We start from the raw sequence: 20,776 nt of genomic DNA on the forward strand, positions 1-20,776 counted from the left end.
CCGGGATGCCTTCCGGCACGATCACCGGACGCTAGCCAACGCCCACCTCGGCGGAGCGAACACGGCGAGACCTCCACCAACCCCGGAGCGTGTGGCCCACCATGGCGATCGCGACGGCCACAGCCGTGAACCTGACGGCGGTCCAGGTGCCCAGCACAACCTGACTCGGCCCGTGCGACTCCGTCTCCAGACGCATGGACGTCTCATAAAAGGCCACCAGGGGAACAAGCAGCCGGAAGAACAGGCCGCCGATGCCCGGCACCCGTGCGAGGTTCCCCAGGAGCCCCAGGGGTGCTCCGAAGAGGAATGCCAGCACACCCCAGAGGGCGATTCCGGAGGAATTCACACCTGCGGAATCCAGTCCACCCACGGAGGCCAGGTTCCCCTTGATCAAGTAGTAGGCCACGACACCGACAGCCAGCCCCAGAGGCGCGAGGACGACCGATTCGATTTTCGACCGGCGGAAATAGCCCACCAGGAACGCGTAACAGGCCCACGGCCACCCACCGGTGAAAACGGCGCCCACGGCCGCACCTGGAAGACCACCCCAACGCTCAGCGGCAGGGCCTATCAGTCCAAGCAGCAAGCCAATCCCGAGCGGCGCCGCAAACGACGCGACCCGGGCACCCCGAAAGTTCACTCTCTCCCCTTTCCGGTCCTCATGTGGCATGACTCCGGGCCGGTGTGCGCCCCACGTCATGCCACATGCGAGGGAGACCAACCCTCCTGACACGGACCTACTTATTCATTGCTGTAGCAGGCATAGCAGGTCCGTGCCGCACCCTGGGTCGAGTTGGCCTAGGAAACCTTCCCCTTCGCCACCCAGTGGCTTGAATGATCATCCTCGGCGCGACCGGAAACCGTTGCCGGTCGGCGGTATTCGGCCGATCAGGCCGTCCGCATCACTGGCCGCACGCGCATCCGGCGTCCTTCAGGTCGGTGGCCTGGTCACCCGCGTCAGCGGGTGCCGGTCAGTGGCCGGTCCAGCCGGCGACGTCCTTCCAGACGCTGCTGCGGACCGAGCTGATCGGTATCTGCTCCGGTACGAAGTGGTCGCACCGCGGGTTGTGGCAGGGGCCGGCGGTCCAGTGGGGGACGTAGACGCCCATGCTCTTGTGCCGCTCCACCACGGCGTCCACCGGCTGTTTGCATGAGTGGCAGACGTAGGTGGACGGTGTGGTCGCCTGGGACTTCTGCTCAGCGCTCATAGGTGATATTTTACGACTGCTTTGCGTAGATTTGGAATCGTTTTGGCGTGATCATCCGGTGCTGATGAGCCGCTGCGGTGCCCTTGCCATGCCGTAGGGGTGGTCATCTGGCGTCGGGTGCCTCAGGGGGGTCAGGCGGGTCGGCCTGCTGGGTGGAGCCACCGTGGGACGAGCTTTCGGGCCCGGCGGTCCGAGCGACGGGCGTGCCGCCGGCCTGGTCGGGTGGTGGTCGCAGCAGACTGAGCGCGACGGAGATGGCCAGGATGGTGGCGATGACGGCGAGACTGATGGGCGAGGGTATTTCGGGAACGGCGGTGCTGATCGTCTCGTGGGCGGCCTGGAGGATGAGCTTGACGCCGATGAAAGCGAGGATGACCGCCAGGCCCGTACTGAGGTAGTGGAACCGGTCGAGCAGCCCCGCCAGCATGAAGTACAGGGCGCGCAGGCCGAGGATGGCGAAGGCGTTGCTGGTGTAGACGATGAAGGCGTCGCTGCTCACGGCCAGCACGGCGGGCACGCTGTCCACGGCGAAGACGAGGTCGGCCGCCTCGATCGCGGCGACGACGGCCAGGAGCGGGGTGGCGACCCGCCGCCCGGCCTCCTTCACGAAGAAGTGGGGCCCGGCGTACTCGTCCCGCACCGGGACGACCTTCCGGAGCAGCCTCACGGCCAGGCTCCTGCCGGGGTCGAAGCTCTCCTCCTCGCCCTTGAGGATCTTGTACGTGCTCCAGAAGAGGATGGCGGCGAAGACGAACAGCACGGCCGTGAAGCGGCTGACCACCGCCACGCCCGCGGCGAGGAAGACACCGCGGAAAACCAGGGCGCCCAGGACCCCGAGGAACAGCACGCGGTGCTGGTAGGCGCGCGGCACCTGGAAGTAGCCGAAGATCAGCGCGAAGACGAAGAGGTTGTCGACGGACAGGCTCTTCTCCAGCAGCCAGGCGGTGGTGTACTCGACCCCGGCGGTCGTGCCGACCACGAGGAACACCACCACACCGAAGACGATCGCCAGCCCCACCCACACCCCGCTCCACGCGGCGGCCTCGCGGAAACCGATCACATGGGCCTGCCGGTGCGCCAGCAGATCGACAGCCAGCGACACCAGCACGGTGACGGCGAACACCGCCCACAACCAGAACGGAACGTCATACACGGGCGTGGCCCCTCAGGTGCGGTCGACCGGAGGTCTCTTTTCGAGTCTGGAGCACACCTCGGCGGTTGTCGCCCAGTGTGGATGCGCAACCAGCGCCCCGGCCGTGATCCGGAGCGGGACCTCGCCCCCCTTCGCGTCGGGGCAGCCGAGCAAGCGGAAGCGTGACCCGACTTGGATGGACTCGCATGAACGGTGGTGACCGTCGCTGACTGAGACGGAAACCGAGACGGACCGGCATTCGGCCGATCAGGCCGTCCGCATCACTGGCCGCAGGCACATCCGGCCGCCGCCGGGGCCTCCTCGGTCGCCTGGCCGGCGCAGCAGGCGTCCCCGGCGGCGTTGGGGTCGGCGCTCTTGCCGAGGTTGTCGGCGTCGGCCTTCACGACGTAGACCTCCCAGGGTTCCTTGCCGGGACCGTGGACCCACACCTTGTCCTGGAGGGCGTAGCAGCACGAGGTGTCGTTCTCCTCGAAGGTGGCCAGGCCGGCGTCCTTGAGCCGGGTGGTGGCGGCGTTGACCTGGTCGGTGGACTCGACCTCGACGCCGAGGTGGTCCAGGCGCGTTTCCTCGCCGGGCTGCCCCTCGATCAGGACGAGCTTGAGCGGGGGCTCGGTGATGGCGAAGTTGGCGTAGCCCTCGCGACGCTTGGCCGGTTCGGTGCCGAACAGCTTCGAGTAGAAGGTGACCGACGCTTCGAGGTCGCTGACGCGAAGGGCGAGCTGGGCGCGAGACATGACACGACTCCCAACGGGTTGTATTGATGTCTGTCGATGCAACATTGCGCTCTGAATCGAAGGATGTCAACATAGAGAAATGTCGAATCAAGAGTTCGTGGTGCTGGGTCAGGACGATGCGGCCGGCGACTGCTGCCCAGCGCTGCTGACGACCCCCTTGGACGAGGGCCAGGCGGTGGAGCTGGCCAAGGTGTTCAAGGCGCTGGGTGATCCGGTGCGGTTGCGGCTGCTGTCGATGATCGCCTCACGTGCGGGCGGCGAGGTCTGCGTGTGCGACCTGACCCCGGCGTTCGACCTGTCCCAGCCGACGATCTCCCATCACCTCAAGCTGCTCCGGCAGGCCGGTCTGATCGACTGCGAGCGGCGCGGCACCTGGGTCTACTACTGGCTGGTCCCGGAGATGACCGACCGGCTTGCCGCGATCCTGACCCGTCCGGCAGGAGAACCGCTGCCCGACCGCACAGCGCCTGCCGGGGCCGCCTCGTGAGCACTGCCGCTGCTGAAGGGAGTGTGGCGGGACGCCTGTCCTTCGTCGATCGCTACCTGGCGGTCTGGATCCTCGCGGCCATGGCGGTGGGGCTCGGCCTGGGGCGCCTGGTTCCGGGGCTGGGTGACGCCCTGGCCGAGGTGACGGTCACGGGAGTGTCCCTGCCGATCGCGCTGGGCCTGCTCGTGATGATGTACCCGGTGCTGGCCAAGGTCCGCTACGACCGCCTCGACACCGTCACCCGCGACCGCCGCCTGTTGCTGCCGTCCCTGTTGCTGAACTGGGTGGCCGGCCCGGCGCTCATGTTCGCCCTGGCCTGGCTGTTCCTGCCGGACCTGCCCGCTTACCGCACGGGCCTGATCATCGTCGGCCTGGCCCGCTGCATCGCCATGGTCATCATCTGGAACGACCTTGCCCGCGGACACCGCGAAGCCGCCGCCGTCCTGGTCGCCCTGAACTCCGTCTTCCAGGTGATCGCCTTCTCGGCGCTGGGCTGGTTCTACCTCTCCGCCCTGCCCGGCTGGCTCGGCCTGGAACAGACCGGCCTGGACGTGTCGGTGTGGGAGATCGCCCGCAGCGTGCTCATCTTCCTCGGCATCCCGCTCGCGGCCGGTTACCTCACCCGCCGCATCGGTGAGAAGACCAAGGGCCGCACCTGGTACGAAGCCGAACTCATTCCGCGCATCGGCCCCTTCGCCCTCTACGGCCTGCTCTTCACCATCGTCGTCCTCTTCGCCCTGCAAGGTGACGCGGTCACCTCACAGCCGCTGGACGTCGCCCGCATCGCCCTGCCGCTGCTGGTCTACTTCGCCGTCATGTGGGCCGGGTCCATGGCCCTGGGCCGTGCCGTCGGTCTGGACTACTCGCGCGCCACGACGCTGGCCTTCACCGCTGCGGGCAACAACTTCGAATTGGCCATCGCCGTCGCCATCGCCACCTTCGGAGCCACCTCCGGCCAGGCACTCGCCGGCGTCGTGGGCCCCCTCATCGAAGTGCCGGCACTCATCGGCCTGGTGTACGTCGCCCTGTACGCGCGCCGCTACTTCACCGCCCCGGCCGCCGTCCCGCCATCTCAGGAAGAGGCAGCCCATGCCTGACACAGCCACCCCGTCCGTCCTGTTCGTCTGCGTCCACAACGCCGGGCGCTCACAGATGGCCGCCGCCTTCCTCACCCACCTCGCGGGCGACCGCGTCCGGGTCCGCTCCGCAGGCTCCGCCCCCGCCGACACCGTCAACCCGGCTGTGGTCGAGGCCATGGCGGAAGCGGGCATCGACATCACGGCCGAGGTGCCCAAGGTGCTCACGGTGGAAGCGGTCCAGGCGTCCGACGTCGTCATCACGATGGGCTGCGGGGACACCTGCCCCGTCTTCCCCGGCAAGCGCTACCTCGACTGGGAACTCCCCGACCCGGCAGGGCAGGGCGTGGAAGCGGTTCGCCCGATCCGCGACGAGATCGACAAGCGCGTCCGCGGCCTGGTCGACGAGATCGCCCCGGCGAGCCGAGCATGAGTCTCACAGGCACGGTTCGCATCGTGGCCATGGGCCGCGAGCATGCCGACGAGGTCCTGACGATCTACCAACTCGGTATCGACGAGGGCCATGCCACCTTCGAGACGGTCGCACCCACGTGGGAGGAGTTCGATGCCGCCAAGCTGCCCCGGCATCGTTACGTCGCTCTCGACGACGCCGGCAGGGGGCTGGGCTGGGTCGCTGCCGTGGCCGTCTCCGATCGGTGCGCGTATGCCGGCGTGGTCGAGCACTCGGTGTACGTCCACCCCGCAGCCCGCGGCCGGGGGACGGGCTCAGCCCTCCTGCAGACCTTGATCGGATCGACCGAAGCGGCGGGCATCTGGACGATCCAGTCCGGCGTCTTTCCCGAGAACGCCGCCAGTCTCTCCTTGCACCGGCGAGCCGGATTCCGCGTCATCGGCACACGCGAACGCATCGGCCGACACCGCGGCGTATGGCGCGACGTGGTCCTGGTCGAACGCCGCAGCCCTCTCATCGCATAGAGCGAACACACGACGACGAGGTGGGCCCCGGAACACTCCGGGGCCCACCCTGCTTCCGGAGTCCGGCGACGCCCAGCGCAACGACTACTCCTGTCGAGAAGCCGGTGGGACCGCTCCGCCGCGGGCCGTCAGAGCTCCTGGGCGGGCCAGTTCAGCAGCCGGCGCCGATCACCGGGGTCTGGAGCATGTAACGGTTGGCGGGATCGGCCGGGTTGGCGGCGAGGCTCCTTCACCCCAGGGGGGCGGTCGGTGTCGGTTCGACGGCGGGGGATCCGGGGCTGGTCGTGGGGACGGCACCGGGCGCCTCCCCCACTTCCTGGACCGTGCCGCCACCCGGCCCGTCGCTCGGTGCGCCCGCCATGGTGGACAGCAGCGACCAGGCCCCGAGGGCCAGGCCGATGGCCGCGACCGTCGCGATCACGCGGCCGGCACGGCGGAGTCTGGCGGGCCCGTCGAGCTCTCGCCAAGCCGGCCCTGGACCTTCGGGCTGCCACAGGTCACCCACGGCGTCCGCGTCCGCCAGGGGGTGATCGGGACGCCGGTCGGGCGGGTTCTGTCGGCCGGCGGCGAGCCGGCGAGGTGGACGGGCCGATGCCCGTTCCTGCGCGGAGGGCTCCTTGGGGGCGGACTCGCGGATGGCGCGCTCGTTGTCCGCCAGGAACTTCAGCCAGACATCACCGGCACGGGACGGCGTGGCATCCGAGCCGTCCGGCGTCCCTTGCCTGTCCCGTTCCGGCGCCACGTCCCCGTTTCCTCCTGTGCGGCCCGTGCGGCCGGTGGCGGCCGCCGCATCCAGCAGGGGGCCGGCCCACGGCCGGAAGGTTGTCCTGTGCCGATCGGCCGTCGGCCGACCCTTGGTCCCGATGCTTGCACAGTGCAAAATATGATCGCCAGTGCTCTTGAGTGACGTTTCGGCATCACGAGTGCCTGCGCGCGGCCCGGCCGTACCCGCCGAAGGCTTCGAGTCGCACGAAGGGAATGGCCTGCCCTGCCTCGCGGAACGATGCCTCGCCGCCGTCAAGAGGGATCCCCATGAACGCGCACAGTCGGCGGGCGGAGCGCGGATGCCTGCACGCGTAGTCGGCCATGATCTCGGCGCCGTCCTCGGCCGGCAGGAAGTGAGCGGTGACCGCGTGCGGGCGGTTTCCGAACCGGATCAGGGCCTTGGGCTGCACGCGCAGGTTCAGATACCAGTCGGCCCGCGGACCGAAGCCGGAGGCGACCGTCCAACTCGGCTCCGCCGGGTCGAAGGACACGACCTCGAGGACCGTCAAGCGGTCGAGGCCGGAGACCCGGCCGGTGTGGTGCAACAGCAGGAGCCGCTTTCCGAAGAGAGGGCCGAGCCCCGCGCGGTAGAGCAGGACCGGCAGGCGCAGGGCCAGGCGTCGCCACCCGCTGGGAGGCCGTGGGCGGCGGGACGTGGTGTCTCTGGCGGCCATGCTGGGACCTTCCGCGGGTCGGGAATGTCGTCTTTCGGAATCGATTGAGTAAAGGACCCCCGGCAGGAGTCGTGTCGCGGAAGCCACCTTTGCATAGTCTAAAGGTGGGGGAGGGGCGCCTGCGGGGAAGACCGGCGGCTCTCGACAGCCGCGACATCGCAGGAGTGCCGCATGACCGACCGGAAGCCGCCGTCGAGCTGGACGCTGCTGTCCTGCATGCCGGTCCTGGTGATGGCGGTGGTCGCGGTGACGGACATCGTGGCAGGGCCCGGTGTCGGATTCCTGCCGCTGGTCTCGCTGGGGCCAGCCTTCGCCGGGCTGGTCGGGGGGTGGCGCCGTACGGTCTGGTTCGGGCTCGCGGCCCTGGTGTTGTGTGTGGCGCTGGGGCTGTACGACGGGCTGTTCGACGGGCGCCGGGGCTACACCGCGCTGGCCTCGGTGGCCGGTGTCACCGGTGTGGGTGTCGCGGCCGCGGTGATGCGTTCGCGCCGGGAGGCGGAGCTGGCCAGTGTGCGGTCGATCGCGGAGGTCGCCCAGCGGGTACTGCTGCGGCCGGTGCCGTTGACCGCGGGTCCGCTACAGGCAGCGGTGTCCTACACGTCGGCGGTCGCCGAAGCCCGGATCGGCGGGGACCTGTACGAGGTGGTGGCCTCCCCGCACGGTGTGCGGGTCATCGTGGGAGACGTCCAGGGCAAGGGTCTGGCCGCGGTGGAAACGGCGGCCGTGGTGCTGGGTGCCTTCCGGGAGGCGGCGTACGACGAGGCCGACCTGTCGGGGCTCGGCGAGCGCTTGGAGCGCAGCGTCGCCCGGGAGCTGGAGGGGGAGAAGTTCGTCACCGCGATCCTCGCCGAGATCGGCACGGCACACGAGGCGGTCTTCCTCAACTACGGTCATCCGGCCCCGATGATCGTGCGCGGGGACGGCACGGTCGACTTCCCGCAACCGGACTCGTTCGCCCTGCCGTTGGGCCTCGGGACGCACGGAAGCGAGGGCCCGAAACCCTACCGGGTGGGCTTCTCCCCGGGGGAGCAGCTTCTGCTGTACACCGACGGCGTCACCGAGGCCCGCGACGAGGACGGCCGCTTCTATCCCGTGGGCGAGCGCGCGCACCTGCTGAAAGACCCGGACGCGCACCGCGCCCTGGAGACCTTGCGCGAGGACCTCGGCCGGCACTCCGTCGGACCGCCGCACGACGACGCCGCGATGCTTCTGCTGCGCTACCACGGTCATGGGGACGGTCAGGGGGAAGGAAAATCTGGTTCCGTCACCTGAGTGAGCAGGTGCGTCCGCACGGTAGAAAGGACGCATGCCGGAGCGTGAGACCCCTGCGGGGGCGATGGACGACGTGGACGTGGTGACCCGGTCGGTGCTGACCGCGTCCCGCCTGCTGGTGGGGATCTCCGCGCGCTCCCTCGCCGCTGTCGAGGAACGGGTGACACTGCCCCAGTTCAGAATGCTCGTGGTGCTGTCCACCCGCGGTGCCACCAAGCTCGTCACGCTCGCCGACCTGCTCCGGGTCGCCCCGTCCACCGCCATGCGGATGGTCGACCGGCTGATCGCCGCCGGTCTCGCCGACCGGCAGTCCAACCCCGGCAACCGCCGCGAGACCCTGCTCCGGCTCACGGAGGAGGGCCGCCGAACGGTCGCCGACGTCACCGGCCGCCGCCGCGCCGCGATCGCCGAGATCGTGGAGCGGCTCACCCCGACACAGCGACTGGCCCTCATCGAGGCGCTGGCGGCCTTCAACGAGGCCGGGGGAGAGCCTCTCGCTCCGGCCCGGGACGAGACGGAATCGCACCCGCTGGGGTGGGCCATGGATGTTCCCGTGGCCGGCGACGCCTGACGGGCTCGGGCCGGTCTTCTCCACCTGCGGTCTGTTTTGCATAATGCAAGGGAATCGTGAAGGGATCCGGTATCACTGCCGGATCCCGGCAATGCGGACCATGCGTGTCTGTCCGGGGCCGGGCGGTGCGCGGCGTTCCCGCGCCCATCAGGATGGCGCGGTCGGAAGCGAGGCGGGGAGGGGTGGCACGCATGCGGCGTGGACGACACTCCGCCCTCGCGGCGGAACCGCATCTGATGGTGCGTCTGCGCGGCATGGTGTGGGGGCCGGCCGAGTTCGTCGGGCTGCCGCCGATCCGGCTGACCGCCAAGGGCTTCCTCGCGGGAGGTCTGGCGGCGGGTGCGATCGTCGGGAGCACGGTCGCCGGTGCCTGGTACGGGATCACCGGGCTTGCCGCAGGCGAGGGCGGCCTGGTGTGCGCCGCCCTGCTCGTTTCGTACCTGTGCGGGGTGCGGGCAGGACGTGCGCTGGTCGGTGTCGTCGCGGTGCTCGCGGTCTGCCTCGCTCTCCAGACGCCCCAGGCCGCGGCGGGTTTCGTCCTGGCGGAGCGGGGGCGTGTGGAGAACGTGGTGGTGACCGCGGTCGATGGCGGCTCGGCGGATGTCTCCGGCCGTGGCCGCTACCTCTGCTCGGTGATCGACCGGAACGGCGTTCCCATGAAGGTCCGTATCTGGCGCGGCTGCGAGCAGACCACCCGGCCTGGTGACGCGATCGCCGTCGTGTACGACGTGAAGGGACGGGTGCCGCCGCGCGGTGTTGAGGGAGGCGGGTCCGCCCTGGACGCCCTCAGTGGACTGGGCGGCTGGCTGGCCGGGCTCGTGTCCGCATGTGCGGTCGCCGTCGTGCGGTCCTACCGGCTCTCCGCTCCTGACCGAGCGCCCCGTCCGTCGCTCTGAGGCCGACCACCGGGCCGCACCCCCGTCTGGATATGACCGATTGAACGGCAGGGTCTGAAGTCGTATGACCAATGGCCGGTATTTCCGGTGGGTGTCGGCGTAGGAGGACTTGCTGGGGCCCGCTTTCCTGTGGAAATGACAGCTTCGCGCCAACTCCAGTTCGCTTTTCAGGCTCTCTCGACCTGCGAAGGCTCAGTTGACCCCGCAAACGACTTTGCCGAGTTAACGTGTTTCTTGACTGATCCTTGACCGGCCGTTGGCGCACGCAAAAGGTAATGGGCTGCCTTGAGGGGGGCGCATGTTCCGAGGTGTGAGGTCACGGACTGTGCTTTCACTCTTGTCGCCGTCCCGCCTACGAGCCGACCCGCGCCGCCTTTCGTATCGCCGGACGCCGAGACGGACGTCCGCCCGCTCACCGGCCGTCTCGCAGGTGACCCGCTGCTGAGCAGAGACAACCCCACACCCCTGCCCGGTAAGTCCGACGCGCACCCCACGGCGCGCCAGGAGGTCCGCACACCATGCAACCCCTCATCGACAACGCCCGCTTATTCGGACAGCACCCCGAGGAATCCGCTCGCATCGAGGGCCGGGGCGACGGCGGCGGGCCGTCCGCCTCCGCGCCCGCCCTCCGCAGGTCTTTCATCACCTGCTCGGACTCTCGTGTCGTCCACGCTCTGATCACGGGCGCCGGGCCCGCCGAGCTCTTCGAACTGCGGACCGCGGGCAACCCCGTCCCGCCGTACGCCTCCGCCATCCCCACCGGCCGGCACTTCGCGGTCCCGAGCGGAAACGCGCGGGACCCCCGCAGGGAGCCCGGCACCCTCGATCTGGTGACAGGGAGTTGATGACCGTGCTGTCCCGGTTCCCTTATCTGCGGCAGGACTTCCTCGCGTCCGTCGTCGTCTTCCTGGTCGCGGTGCCGCTGTGCGTCGGCGTGGCGGTCGCCTCCGGTGTCCCCGCCGAACTCGGCCTCATCACCGGCATCGTCGGCGGCCTCGTCACCGGGTTCATGCCCGGCAGCAGTCTCCAGGTCTCCGGACCCGCCGCCGGTCTGACCGTGATCGTCTTCGAGGCCGTCAGCGCATTCGGCGTGGGCACGCTCGGCGTGATCGTGCTGTTCGCCGGCCTGCTCCAGCTCGCCATGGGCTTCTTGAAGATCGGCCGTTGGTTCCGGGCGATCTCGGTCTCCGTCGTCGAGGGCATGCTCTGCGGTATCGGCCTGGTGATCATCGCCGGTCAGATCTACGCGGCGGCGGGCCTGAAGGCGCCGGAGAGCGGTGTCGGAAAGGCCGTGGGCCTGCCTGGGGCGTTCGCCGACGCGTTCAGCGACGCCGAGGCCCTGACCTCCCTCGCGATCGGCGCGGCCACCATCGCCGTCATCGTGCTGTGGAAGAGGATGCCCAAGGCGGTGCGGACCGTGCCCGGCGCCCTCGCGGCAGTCTTGCTGGCCACGGTCGCCACCCTCGCCCTCGACCTCCCGGTCGCCACGGTCCGGGTCGAAGGTCTGCTCGGCGTCGTCCAGCCGCCCGGGGCCGATGCCCTCGGCGAGCTGGCCGCCCCGGCGATCTGGGGCACCATCATCGCGTTCGCGCTGATCGCCTCCGCGGAGAGTTTGTTCAGCGCGGCGGCCGTGGACCGGCTGCACGACGGTCCGCGCACCGAGTACAACAAGGAGATGATCGCCCAGGGCGCGGGCAACACCGTGTCCGGTCTGCTCGGCGCGCTGCCGATGACCGCCGTCATCGTGCGCAGCTCCGCCAATGTCGCCGCCGGTGCGAGGACCAAGGCGTCCCGCGTGCTGCACGGCGTGTGGCTGCTGCTGTTCGCCGCCGCGATGCCCTGGGCCCTGGCCCTGATCCCGATCCCCGCCCTGGCCGGCATCCTCATGCACGCCGGCTGGAAGCTGATCCCGTTCCGGCAGATCGCGGCGCTGTGGCGGGACCACAAGGGCGAGGCACTGATCCTCGTGATCACGGCCGTGTCGATCGTCGCGGTGAACATGTTCGAGGGCGTGCTCATCGGTCTGGCCCTGGCGATCGTCAAGACGGCCTGGGAGGCGTCGCACGTCAAGCTGGAGGTCATAGACAAGGGCGCCGGACCGATCCAGGTCTACGTGTCGGGCAACGCCACGTTCCTGCGGCTGCCGAAGATCCTCGACAGCCTGGAGAACCTGCCGCAGAACCGCCCGGTCGAGCTGGACCTGTCGGGCCTGCACCACCTCGACCACGCGTGCCGTACGGCCCTGGAGTCCTGGGCGGAGCGGCACAGCGCGGTCGGCACGGAACCCGTGAAGGTCACCGAGCCGGTGAAGGCCACATCCGCGGAAAGCGCCCCGGCGGACACGAGACACCGCTGAGCAGCCGGGCGGCGCACACCACCGGCGTACCGCCCGGCTGCCCGCCTGCATGCGCGGAGGGAGACACGTCCCATACGGTTGGTCCGTGATGATCAAATCGGGCAGGCTCCGCAGGCTCGGTGTCCCGGGCCCTGAGTCGCGGTTGCGCTTCGAGACGGAGCAGCGGGAAACCGGGGGAGGGCCGGGGCGCAGGTTGCTCGTGGTCGACGGGGAGCCCGCTTTCGAACTCAGCTCCTGGTGCGGCACCTGCCCGTTCCTGTTCCGCCGGCTGGAGAGTGCCCGGCAGACATTGTCGCTGGAGAGCGTGCGGGAGTGTCTCACCGGAGCACTGACTGATCCGGACGACGACGGCGTGATCGATGCCTTCGGTGCGTTGTTGCCGGAGGGCGAGTACCTTCCCGTGCTGCTCCGCGTGGAGCCCCGTCTGGTCGTCCCCGGCCAGGAAGGCGACTACTTCAGCGGGGAGCAGGTGGCCACGTGGGGGATCGACCAGTTCTGGGGCCTCCCGGAGTACCCGCACACGCCGTACTTCCGGACCTTCGAGACCGCAGTCGACGCGTCAGCTCACCTCTATGAGTTCGTCGTGCCCATGGTCCCCCCGACGTGGAACACGAGGGAGCGCGTCGAGGAGTACATCGAACTCATGGGCCGAGGGTCGGTCCCGACGGCTGTGGCGGTCTCCACGCTGGACGTATGCGAACCCGGCTCCGGCCTGCCGGAAGACCACTACCGACACTGGGGTCTGACGCACTTCCTGCTCGACGGCCACCACAAACTCGAGGCCGCGGCCACAACAGGCCGCCCGGTGCAGCTCCTTTCCCTTCTGGCCGTGGGTGAGGGGTTGGCCCGATCCGAGGACTGCGCCCGGCTGCCCGCTCTGCGCACGCACCTCCGCTCGGCCCGAGCGACCGGCACCTGAACCAGCACCGAGGACCAAAGTGCACGATGTCGATGCCCCATCGGCCTGCTCTGCTGTCTGCTCCAGCAGGCGCGTCGCGCGTGCACACATCGGATGCGTGAGGGGTTCACGCTGAGTGGTCGGCTCCGGAAGTCTTTCGGGGTGGACTTGAGCACTGGGCGTGCGGTGTGCGTGGGGCGACAGCGGAGCGATTGCGCCCTGTTGCGTGGTCATGACGTCAACCGGCTCGCAGGGCCCGCAGCAGTTGCGTCAGCGCGGCTCTGGTGTGGTCCAGGTCTTCGGGGTCGGAGGAGGATGCGAGCCACAGGGCGGCCTCGTTCATCGCCCCTGACAGCAGGTGGACCAGTGGTGCGACTGGCTGCGGGGCGATGATCCTTGCGTCGATGAGGGAGGACAACGCGTCGGCGAGGTGGCGGGCCGAGGCGGCTTCGTCCATCGCCCGCCATTGGCTCCATCCCAGTACGGCAGGCCCGTCGACCAGCATGACGCGTTGGATGTCCGGATCGGTGGTCGCGGTGAGGAACTCCTGGCAGCCGGCGGTCAGCTGGGTCCAGGGATCGTCGTGGGCGTCGGCGGCCGCGGCCACGCGTCGGCCCACTTCCTGCTGCATCTCTTCCAGGACGGCGCGGAAGAGGTCCGCCTTGCCGGTGAAGTGGTGATAGAGCGCACCCTTGGTCACTCCGGCTGCCTGGACGATTTCCGCCAGGCCCACCGCGCCGTAGCCGCTGCCTGAGAACAGGCGCCTGCTCTCCCGCAGCAGAGCCTGCCTGGTCTGCTCCCGCTGCTGTGCCCGGATGCCGTGCTGTCGCATCGCACTCCTCATTGACATACCGAAGGTATGCGAATAGCGTCATTCGCATACTGATGGTATGTGAAAGGGGTTCAGGTATGAAGCTGACCGGCTTCTATCCCGTGATCGGCACAGCGAGGCTGCGAGAGTCCCACGACTTCTACACCCGGCTGCTGGGGTTCGAGACGACGTTCGAGGCCGACTGGTACGTCAGCCTGCGCCAGCCGGGAGATCCCGGGTACGAACTCGCCCTCCTCGACCACAGTCACCCGACGGTTCCCACGGGTTACCGGGTCCCCGCACAGGGCCTGCTGCTCAACTTCGAGGTGGAGGACGTGGACGCGGAATGGGAACGGCTCGTCACCAGCGAAGGGCTGCACCCCGTCCTTGAACTGCGCAGCGAGGACTTCGGGCAAAGGCACTTCATCGTGGCCGATCCCAACGGTGTCCTGATCGACGTGATCACGCCCATCGCCCCCACCGCGGAATACCGCGAGCAGTACGTCACCGGCTGACTTCCGAAGGGCGTGTTCGTCAACGACCTGTCGGCACGCCGTGGCCACCGGGGACTTGAGGGCTGTGCCGGTGAAGGGGAGCCGGCGCTGTCGCTCCCGTTCACCGCCCCGAGAGATGGGCCGCTCAGTGCTTGGTCGGGTCGTACGCCGACCCGCTCGACGGCGTAGTGGTAGGCGGCCGCCCCCGGATTCCGGCAGCGCGGGCCGCGTACGTCCGACAGGGCCTCGAAGTGGTCCAGCGGTCCGGCCTTGTCCAACAGCCGCTCGGTCACGGCGCCGCTGCCCTGGTCCTGCGCCACCGAAGACGCCCGGCAGAGGCATACATCATTTTGGTACATGGGCTATGCTTGGTACATGTCCATGAAGCGTACGAACGTCTATGCCGACCCTGAAGACCTGGCGATCATCAAGGAGGCGGCCAAGCGGCGGGGCATAAGCGAGGCCGAGATCATCCGTCAGGGGATCCATATCGCGGCCATGGCGAACCGGGTCTGGGACGAGCCGCTGTTCTCGCGTACGTTCGAGGGGGCGGGTCGTACACCGTCCAAGGCCGAGGTCCGTGACGCGGTCGCTGATGCGGTGCGGCGCGAGACGGACTCCGGAACCGCCGCGTGATCGTCGTCATCGCGGATACGTCCGGTCTCCTGGCCGCTCTCGACTCGACGCATCCGGAGCACGGGGCGGCGAATGAGGCGATCATGGCGGCCGGTCTCCTGGTCATGTCCCCGCTCCTGCTGGCGGAACTCGATCACGTGGCCACGCGCGAGCTGGGACGCGAGGCAGCCGTCGGCGCCGTCGACGACCTGCGGCGCTGGATGAGCCGGGGCCGGGTCGTCCTGCCCGAGATCACGGAGGGCCACTTGGGCGCCGCCCAGTCCGTCCGAGTCCGCTACGGCGCGCTGGACCTGGACCTCGCCGACGCGGTGAACGTGGCGCTCGCGGCCGACTACGACACCGACGCGATTCTCACCCTCGACCGACGGGACTTCCGTGCCGTGCGGCCCTTGGGCCGCCACAAGGCGTTCCGGGTCCTGCCCGACGACCTCCCGCTTTGACATGAGGTCCTTTGCGGTCAAGTGTCCGGAGCCGCAAGCGACTTGATCGATCTACTGGGTGCAAGTGAGCGGGTCGCTCCCGGCCCGGGAGTGACCCGAATGGTCTTGGCAACAAACAAACCCCAGGTCGATGACCGGACGGGCATAGTGAAAGGGCCCCTTACGGGCACGCTCCGGGCACGGCCGCCACCGGGGCCGAGTCGCGCAGGCGCGCGACGCTTCGCGCTGACGGGTCGGCACCCTCTCCCGGGCCGATCCGGAGTGTCCGTCGCGACTGCACACGCCGAGATCGACACTGCTGCCACCTGTCTGTGACGCAGATCGACATCGACGACGACGCCCTCGAACGCGCCATGGCTATGGCCAAGGTCAGGACCAAGAAGGAGGCGGTCTACTTGCTCGGCCTGTCCGGCCTGGTCCGGCCAGATACCGCCCCCTGGCCGGTGGTGCGATGGGACGGGGCGATCCCGCGGGCCCGGATTGCGGGCCGGCTCGGTGGGCGGGCGGTCCCGCGGGTCAGGAGCTCAGATGGGCCCGGTACCAGACTGCCGAAGCCGCCAGGCGGGTCAGCGGCCCTGCGCCCTCCGGGCAGTCGGCGGCCCGCCAGATGTGCTCGCTCCGGTACCAGTGATCCTGTGCGAGGAGCGCGAACTGACGCGCCGAGACCTGACCGGACGTCTCCCCCAACCGGCGCAGACACTCCCGCCACGGCAAGTCCTCCACAACGGTGGGCAGTACGCCGAGGTCGGCCAGCCGCGTCATCATGTCCCGGTTCGACACCGGAACGGGATGGCTCGCGTGGTATATCCCCGGCGGCACCTCCACCGGGCCGCACGCCAGGGCGACGATCAGCCGCGCCAGATCGTCCACGTCGACCAGGGAAATCAGCCCGCGGCCACCGTCCCAGCGCGCCGGGACGCGGTCGAGGAGCTCGGCCAGGGCAGGTACCACCCAACGGTCACCCGTCCCCAGTACGAGCCCCGGTCTCAGTACGACGGCCCCGGCGGCCAGCGCGAACTCCTCGGCAGCGAGCCTGCTGCGGCTGGCGGGGGAGACCGGCGCCGGGGTTGTCTCGTCGACATGGATGCCCCGGTGCGGCCCGGGGCCGTAGACCGCGGTGGTCGACAGATGGACGACCCGTCGTACGCCCCGGCGGCGTGCCTCGTCCATCAGGGCCTGGGTGCCCCGCGTGTTGACCGCCGTGCACGCCGCCGCGTCGCCGGTGACGCGCGACGCGAGGTGGATCAGGACGTCCGCGTCCCGGGCGACGCCGTCCAGGGAGGCGGGGGTGGTGATGTCCGCTGTCTGCCAGTGGACGTCGGGTCGTTCCACCGCCTCTCGTGGCACGGTACGGGCCAGGGCGCGGACGACGACTCCCGCGGCCGGTCCGTTGCGGTCCAGCAGCCTGCGCAGTACGGCGGAGCCGACGAAGCCGGTTGCGCCGGTCAGTACCACCCGCACGGGGCGCCGCACGCCGCCGGCGGCCGTCGTGGTCACGCGACCGTCTCCGTCGTCAGCCGTCGGGGCGAGAGGTCGAGCCGTCCGATCACCTCGGCCGGGGCGATGGCGGGAAGCAGGTAGCGCCACAGGGTGGCGATCCGCTGCGGGAGGTCGGCGCGGTCCGAGGAGATCTGCGACATGATCTGGGTGCCCGTGTAGCCGGCCACCAACTGCTGGGCGAATTCCGCCTCGTCGACCCCGGGCAGCAGTTCGCCCAGCTCCCGGGCGCTCTGCAGGTGCCGGCTGAACTGCTCGGCCCACCACTCGTAGATGGCGTAGTCCCGGAATCCGGCCTCACCCTGTTCCACGGCGAGTCGCACTCCAGCGCGCAGCAGGGTGTTGCGCTGCATCGCGGCGGCCAGGTGCTGGGTCATGTTCACCAGGCGCTGCAGACCGTCCCCCTCGTCGGGGAACCGTACGTCGGCGGCCTGCTCCCGGATCACCGCGCGGGCCAGTTCCTCCTTGGAGCCGAAGTGGAAGTACATCGCTCCCGCTGTGACCCCCGCGCGCTGGAGGATCTTGCTGATGCTGGTGCCCGCGTAGCCCAGTTCGTCGAACACCTCGGCAGCGGCGCGCAGCAGCAACTCCCGCGTCCGCTGGGCTCGTTCCTGCATTGGTCGTGCCACTGGCCGGTCTCCCTCGTCACCCATGATCTCTCGACAAACAAAAAGAACAACCTCTATCTTATTCGGGTCGCGCCCCGGCCACCATCACCGGGCGGCACGACATCTCGTCGTGACAACACAGGGGGAGAGTCAGTCATGGCCTTGAACGTCGATCAGGGTGTTTCGTCGGTAGTCCCGCAGGCATGGACACACAAGACCAACCCGGATGAAGTGCTCTGCGACCGCTGGTGGCGTACGGGAGCGGACTCCTTCACCGTCACCGCCCGCTGGCCCGAGGCCCACAGCTTCTACCTCACGCGACATGGGCTGTACGACCCGCTGCTGCTCGGCGAAACGATCCGTCAGACGTTGCCGCTGATCTCGCACGCCGCCTACGACGTACCGCTCGGCCACCAGCTGATGTGGCACGACTTCCACTGGGCCGTCTCCACCGACGCCCTGGCCGCCGGTGACGCCTCCGGCGAGATCGAACTGCGCGTCACCTGCTCCGACGTCACCTACCGCGGAAGACGCGCGGCGGCCATGACCCTGCGCGTCGAGGCGCTGCACGCCGGCGCCTCGCTGGGCAGCGCCCGCACCCGCTTCGGCATTCAGAGCCGGGCTGTCTACGAGCGGCTGCGCGGCCGGTACGCGGACATCGGCGCGGCCAACGCCCGTGTCCTGCCGCTGCCTTCGCCCGCGCCCGCCGTGCCCGTCGGCCGCGAGAACTTCGACGACGTGGTCCTGTCCAGCGCCGACAGCGCCAACCGCTGGCAGCTGCGCGTCGACACGGCCCATCCCGTGCTCTTCGACCACGCCGTCGACCACGCCCCCGGCATGCTGCTGCTGGAGGCGGCCCGCCAGGCCGCCCACACCCTGGCCCACCCCAAGCAGACGGTGGTCGCTGCCATGGACACGGTCTTCAGCCGCTACGCGGAACTCGACGCACCCTGCTGGCTCCAGGCGGACCCGCTCCCCGACGACCTCATCGGGCGGGCCCGGGTGCGTGTCGTCGGGCACCAGAACGACAAGGACGTCTTCGCGTCCGTGGTCACCCTCGCGACCGTCGACTGAGCGGCGGACCCGGAGCGGGCCCGGCAGAGCACCGCCCTGCCGGGCCCGGTACCGGCCGCGGCCGGTAGGGCGGTCGACCTGGGATGTCAGTCGACGCTGCGGACGATGTGGCGCTCCGCCGGGTCGTCCTCACAGCCCGCGAGGCCCGGGAGGACATCGAGGGGGAGCGAGGTCAGCGCCGCCCACCAGCAGAGTCTCCCGTCCGGAGCGGGTGAGTCGGGGCCGGGCCGGTGCCACGATGTCTGTTCTGCCATGTGCGCACGCTCCTTCGACGATGAGGTTTCCAGCAGAGACCTAGTGGCCCATGCCGAGGCCCCCGTCGACCGGCAGCACCGCGCCGGTGACGTAACCCGCCTGCTCCGAGGCGAGCCACAGCACGGCGGAGGCCACCTCCGACGGTCGGGCACTGCGGCCCAGTGGGACGTCCTGCAGGATGCGGTCGCGTTGCCGCGCGGACAGCGCCTCCGTCATGTCGGTGTCGACGAGTCCGGGAGCCACCACGTTCGCGGTGATGCCGCGCGGCCCCAGTTCCCGGGCGAGCGACCGGGCGAGCCCGACCAGGCCCGACTTGCTGGACGCGTAGTTCGCCTGCCCGGCCGAGCCGCGCAGACCGGCGACGGACGAGACGAACACCAGGCGGCCGCGCCGGCGCCCGACCATGGTTTCGGCGGCCCGCCGGGCGACGCGGAAAGCACCGCCGAGGTTGGTGTCCAGCACCCGGCCGAAGTCGTCGTCGGACATGCGCAGAATCAGCCGGTCGTCCGTGACGCCCGCGTTGGCGACCACGGCGTCCAGCGGGCCATGGGCTTCCTCCGCGGCGGTGACGGCCTTGTCGATCTGGTCCGGGTCCCGCACATCACAGGTGAGGCCGAGCAGGCCGTCGGGCACACCGCTGCCCCGGTGCGTGACGGCGACCCGGTCGCCCTGCTCGGCGAACGCCCGCGCGACGGCGAGTCCTATGCCACGGTTGCCGCCGGTGACGAGGATCGAACGGGTCATGCGGTACCACCGTCTTTCGCGCGGTTCGGTAGGCCGCGGCGACAGGCCGGCCGCGGGAACAGGACAGGGACGGCTCCGGCGCCCGGGATTGCCTTGCGCATCAGGCGGCCACCTCCTGGGCGAGGGTCGCGTAGCCGCCGCGGTGGTACACCAGCGGAGCCGCGGGATCGCCCCGGGTGTGCAGCGCCTCCACGCGGCCGAGGACGATGACGTGGTCGCCGCCCGGATACCGGTGCTCGACCCGGCAGTCGACCGAGAGCAGAGCTCCGGACACCAGGACGTTGCCCGTGCGGCCGACGCGCGTGCCGAGGATCTGCTGCGCGGCCGGACCACCGGGGCGGTCGTGTGCGGCGAAGACGGCCGAGAGGTCCTCCTGGCCGCTCGCCAGCACGTTGACGGTGAAGGCCCCGAGCTCGTCGATCCGCCGCCGCATCCGGCCGTGTGCGCCGATGCTGATGAGCAGCAGGAGCGGATCGAGGGACACCGAGGTCACCGAGCTGGCGGTGAGCGCCTCGGTGCGGTCACCGCTGCCGCACGTGATGACCGTGACACCGGTCGGCATCAGGCCCATCGCCCTGCGGTAGGTGTCGCCGTCGGGACGCAACTGCGCGGGGGGTGCGCCGCCACCGGCGGCCATGGCTGCGCCGATGGTCATGTACGGCTCCCTGCGCGGCCGGCGCCGCCCCGCTTGTGCACGAGGCAGCTGACCCGCGCGGTGCAGGTCAGGCGTCCCTTGTCGTCGGTGACGGACACGGCGTACGTCGCGACGCGGTCTCCTTGGTGCAGGGGCGTGCAGACCCCGGTGACCGGACCGCCCCGGGCGGGGCGGTGATGGGTGCAGGACACCTCAAGACCGACCACCGCACCGTGCGGCGCCACATGGAGGGCAGCCGCGATCGATCCGAGGGTCTCGGCCAGGACCGCGTTGGCTCCGCCGTGGAGCCAGCCGAAGGGCTGCTGGTTGCCCTTGACCGGCATGGTCGCCACGAGGCGTTCCGGGTCCCAGGAGACGACCTCGATACCCATGCGGACGATCAGCTGGTCGTCGTGGAGGTCGGGCGGGATGGACAGGATGGTGCGGGGCGGCTCGGCGGCACTGCCCGGCGGTCCGGGCGGTGACATGACCGCGGATGTGCCGGCCGCCGGTGCGGAGTGGTTCTGCATACGTGTCTCCGTTGGGTGGAGGGGGAA

Annotated in this window: 27 protein-coding genes and 1 pseudogene; 15 read left to right on the top strand and 13 right to left on the bottom strand. The window is 69.8% G+C overall.

Annotated features, from left to right (window positions below):
* Positions 1-31: 31 nt before the first annotated feature.
* The 4 genes from AB0E85_RS13785 to AB0E85_RS13800 form a co-directional block, all read right to left on the bottom strand.
* On the bottom strand, positions 32-526 hold the full coding sequence (locus tag AB0E85_RS13785; RefSeq protein WP_361925831.1) for a hypothetical protein: 495 nt from the start codon (positions 524-526) through the stop codon (positions 32-34).
* A gap of 445 nt (positions 527-971) precedes the next feature.
* Entirely contained in the window at positions 972-1,208 is a 237-nt protein-coding gene (locus tag AB0E85_RS13790) for a hypothetical protein (protein ID WP_361925833.1), read from the bottom strand.
* A 103-nt stretch (positions 1,209-1,311) separates the two neighbouring features.
* Positions 1,312-2,361 carry a TerC family protein gene (locus tag AB0E85_RS13795; RefSeq protein ID WP_361925835.1) on the bottom strand — a complete coding sequence of 350 codons (1,050 nt, stop codon included), beginning with the start codon at positions 2,359-2,361 and terminating at the stop codon, positions 1,312-1,314.
* A 260-nt stretch (positions 2,362-2,621) separates the two neighbouring features.
* The gene (locus tag AB0E85_RS13800) at positions 2,622-3,095 is read right to left on the bottom strand and encodes an ArsI/CadI family heavy metal resistance metalloenzyme (protein WP_361925837.1); all 474 of its coding nucleotides are present in this window, start codon (positions 3,093-3,095) and stop codon (positions 2,622-2,624) included.
* Between the two features lie 79 nt (positions 3,096-3,174).
* On the opposite strand from AB0E85_RS13800, the gene AB0E85_RS13805 reads away from it, so the two are divergent.
* The 4 genes from AB0E85_RS13805 to AB0E85_RS13820 are packed head-to-tail and all read left to right on the top strand — an operon-like array spanning position 3,175 to position 5,594.
* Complete coding sequence (locus tag AB0E85_RS13805; RefSeq protein WP_361925839.1) at positions 3,175-3,582, top strand: metalloregulator ArsR/SmtB family transcription factor; 408 nt, start codon at positions 3,175-3,177, stop codon at positions 3,580-3,582.
* A 23-nt stretch (positions 3,583-3,605) separates the two neighbouring features.
* Positions 3,606-4,679 carry an ACR3 family arsenite efflux transporter gene (arsB, locus tag AB0E85_RS13810; protein WP_361925841.1) on the top strand — a complete coding sequence of 358 codons (1,074 nt, stop codon included), beginning with the start codon at positions 3,606-3,608 and terminating at the stop codon, positions 4,677-4,679.
* Entirely contained in the window at positions 4,672-5,091 is a 420-nt protein-coding gene (locus AB0E85_RS13815) for an arsenate reductase ArsC (RefSeq protein WP_361925843.1), read from the top strand. Before arsB ends, AB0E85_RS13815 begins: the two co-directional genes overlap by 8 nt.
* Positions 5,088-5,594, top strand: coding sequence for an N-acetyltransferase family protein (locus tag AB0E85_RS13820; protein ID WP_361925845.1), 507 nt, complete (start codon positions 5,088-5,090; stop codon positions 5,592-5,594). Before AB0E85_RS13815 ends, AB0E85_RS13820 begins: the two co-directional genes overlap by 4 nt.
* Before the next feature lie 229 nt (positions 5,595-5,823).
* Here AB0E85_RS13820 and AB0E85_RS13825 read toward each other — a convergent pair whose 3' ends face one another.
* Both AB0E85_RS13825 and AB0E85_RS13830 read right to left on the bottom strand, forming a co-directional pair.
* On the bottom strand, positions 5,824-6,336 hold the full coding sequence (locus AB0E85_RS13825) for a hypothetical protein (protein ID WP_361925847.1): 513 nt from the start codon (positions 6,334-6,336) through the stop codon (positions 5,824-5,826).
* 175 nt (positions 6,337-6,511) lie between these two features.
* Entirely contained in the window at positions 6,512-7,033 is a 522-nt protein-coding gene (locus AB0E85_RS13830; RefSeq protein ID WP_361925849.1) for a nitroreductase family deazaflavin-dependent oxidoreductase, read from the bottom strand.
* Between the two features lie 171 nt (positions 7,034-7,204).
* On the opposite strand from AB0E85_RS13830, the gene AB0E85_RS13835 reads away from it, so the two are divergent.
* The 6 genes from AB0E85_RS13835 to AB0E85_RS13860 all read left to right on the top strand — a co-directional run bounded on the left by AB0E85_RS13835 (position 7,205) and on the right by AB0E85_RS13860 (position 13,047).
* The gene (locus AB0E85_RS13835) at positions 7,205-8,305 is read left to right on the top strand and encodes a PP2C family protein-serine/threonine phosphatase (RefSeq protein ID WP_361925851.1); all 1,101 of its coding nucleotides are present in this window, start codon (positions 7,205-7,207) and stop codon (positions 8,303-8,305) included.
* A 34-nt stretch (positions 8,306-8,339) separates the two neighbouring features.
* The gene (locus tag AB0E85_RS13840; RefSeq protein WP_361925853.1) at positions 8,340-8,876 is read left to right on the top strand and encodes a MarR family transcriptional regulator; all 537 of its coding nucleotides are present in this window, start codon (positions 8,340-8,342) and stop codon (positions 8,874-8,876) included.
* Positions 8,877-9,067: 191 nt separating this feature from the next.
* Positions 9,068-9,772 (top strand): hypothetical protein, encoded by a 705-nt coding sequence (locus tag AB0E85_RS13845; RefSeq protein WP_361925855.1) that lies wholly within the window; start codon positions 9,068-9,070, stop codon positions 9,770-9,772.
* A gap of 518 nt (positions 9,773-10,290) precedes the next feature.
* Positions 10,291-10,617, top strand: coding sequence for a carbonic anhydrase (locus AB0E85_RS13850; protein WP_361925857.1), 327 nt, complete (start codon positions 10,291-10,293; stop codon positions 10,615-10,617).
* Complete coding sequence (locus AB0E85_RS13855; protein ID WP_361925859.1) at positions 10,617-12,128, top strand: SulP family inorganic anion transporter; 1,512 nt, start codon at positions 10,617-10,619, stop codon at positions 12,126-12,128. The genes AB0E85_RS13850 and AB0E85_RS13855 overlap by 1 nt, the downstream gene beginning before the upstream one ends.
* An 88-nt stretch (positions 12,129-12,216) precedes the next feature.
* Complete coding sequence (locus AB0E85_RS13860) at positions 12,217-13,047, top strand: hypothetical protein (protein WP_361925915.1); 831 nt, start codon at positions 12,217-12,219, stop codon at positions 13,045-13,047.
* A 217-nt stretch (positions 13,048-13,264) separates the two neighbouring features.
* On the opposite strand, the gene AB0E85_RS13865 is transcribed toward AB0E85_RS13860, so the two are convergent.
* Entirely contained in the window at positions 13,265-13,858 is a 594-nt protein-coding gene (locus AB0E85_RS13865) for a TetR family transcriptional regulator (protein WP_361925861.1), read from the bottom strand.
* A 77-nt stretch (positions 13,859-13,935) separates the two neighbouring features.
* Between AB0E85_RS13865 and AB0E85_RS13870 the strand changes: the two genes are divergently transcribed.
* From AB0E85_RS13870 to AB0E85_RS13885, 4 genes and pseudogenes are all read left to right on the top strand, one after another.
* A complete protein-coding gene (locus AB0E85_RS13870) occupies positions 13,936-14,352 on the top strand; it encodes a VOC family protein (RefSeq protein WP_361925863.1) in 417 nt (138 codons plus the stop codon).
* Positions 14,353-14,706: 354 nt separating this feature from the next.
* Positions 14,707-14,967, top strand: a complete 261-nt coding sequence (locus AB0E85_RS13875; protein WP_361925865.1) for a CopG family transcriptional regulator — start codon at positions 14,707-14,709, stop codon at positions 14,965-14,967.
* Positions 14,964-15,407 carry a PIN domain-containing protein gene (locus AB0E85_RS13880; protein WP_361925867.1) on the top strand — a complete coding sequence of 148 codons (444 nt, stop codon included), beginning with the start codon at positions 14,964-14,966 and terminating at the stop codon, positions 15,405-15,407. The genes AB0E85_RS13875 and AB0E85_RS13880 overlap by 4 nt, the downstream gene beginning before the upstream one ends.
* Before the next feature lie 311 nt (positions 15,408-15,718).
* Positions 15,719-15,790: pseudogene (locus AB0E85_RS13885) on the top strand (type II toxin-antitoxin system VapB family antitoxin); the annotation flags it as partial.
* Between the two features lie 133 nt (positions 15,791-15,923).
* On the opposite strand, the gene AB0E85_RS13890 reads toward AB0E85_RS13885, so the two are convergent.
* Positions 15,924-16,904 carry an NAD(P)-dependent oxidoreductase gene (locus AB0E85_RS13890; RefSeq protein ID WP_361925870.1) on the bottom strand — a complete coding sequence of 327 codons (981 nt, stop codon included), beginning with the start codon at positions 16,902-16,904 and terminating at the stop codon, positions 15,924-15,926.
* On the bottom strand, positions 16,901-17,533 hold the full coding sequence (locus AB0E85_RS13895; RefSeq protein ID WP_361925872.1) for a ScbR family autoregulator-binding transcription factor: 633 nt from the start codon (positions 17,531-17,533) through the stop codon (positions 16,901-16,903). The genes AB0E85_RS13890 and AB0E85_RS13895 overlap by 4 nt, the downstream gene beginning before the upstream one ends.
* Before the next feature lie 135 nt (positions 17,534-17,668).
* Between AB0E85_RS13895 and AB0E85_RS13900 the strand changes: the two genes are divergently transcribed.
* Positions 17,669-18,586 carry a ScbA/BarX family gamma-butyrolactone biosynthesis protein gene (locus AB0E85_RS13900; protein ID WP_361925874.1) on the top strand — a complete coding sequence of 306 codons (918 nt, stop codon included), beginning with the start codon at positions 17,669-17,671 and terminating at the stop codon, positions 18,584-18,586.
* Positions 18,587-18,672: 86 nt separating this feature from the next.
* On the opposite strand, the gene AB0E85_RS13905 is transcribed toward AB0E85_RS13900, so the two are convergent.
* From AB0E85_RS13905 to AB0E85_RS13920, 4 genes are all read right to left on the bottom strand, one after another.
* Entirely contained in the window at positions 18,673-18,840 is a 168-nt protein-coding gene (locus tag AB0E85_RS13905; RefSeq protein WP_361925876.1) for a hypothetical protein, read from the bottom strand.
* Between the two features lie 40 nt (positions 18,841-18,880).
* Positions 18,881-19,585, bottom strand: coding sequence for a 3-oxoacyl-ACP reductase FabG (fabG, locus tag AB0E85_RS13910; RefSeq protein WP_361925878.1), 705 nt, complete (start codon positions 19,583-19,585; stop codon positions 18,881-18,883).
* A 100-nt stretch (positions 19,586-19,685) separates the two neighbouring features.
* Positions 19,686-20,240: a flavin reductase family protein gene (locus AB0E85_RS13915; protein ID WP_361925880.1), complete on the bottom strand. Its 555-nt coding sequence runs from the start codon at positions 20,238-20,240 to the stop codon at positions 19,686-19,688.
* Positions 20,237-20,749, bottom strand: a complete 513-nt coding sequence (locus AB0E85_RS13920) for a hotdog fold thioesterase (protein ID WP_361925883.1) — start codon at positions 20,747-20,749, stop codon at positions 20,237-20,239. The genes AB0E85_RS13915 and AB0E85_RS13920 overlap by 4 nt, the downstream gene beginning before the upstream one ends.
* Between the last annotated feature and the right edge of the window lie 27 nt (positions 20,750-20,776).

This window comes from Streptomyces sp. NPDC029044 (assembly GCF_040637495.1).
Taxonomy (GTDB): Bacteria; Actinomycetota; Actinomycetes; order Streptomycetales; family Streptomycetaceae; genus Streptomyces.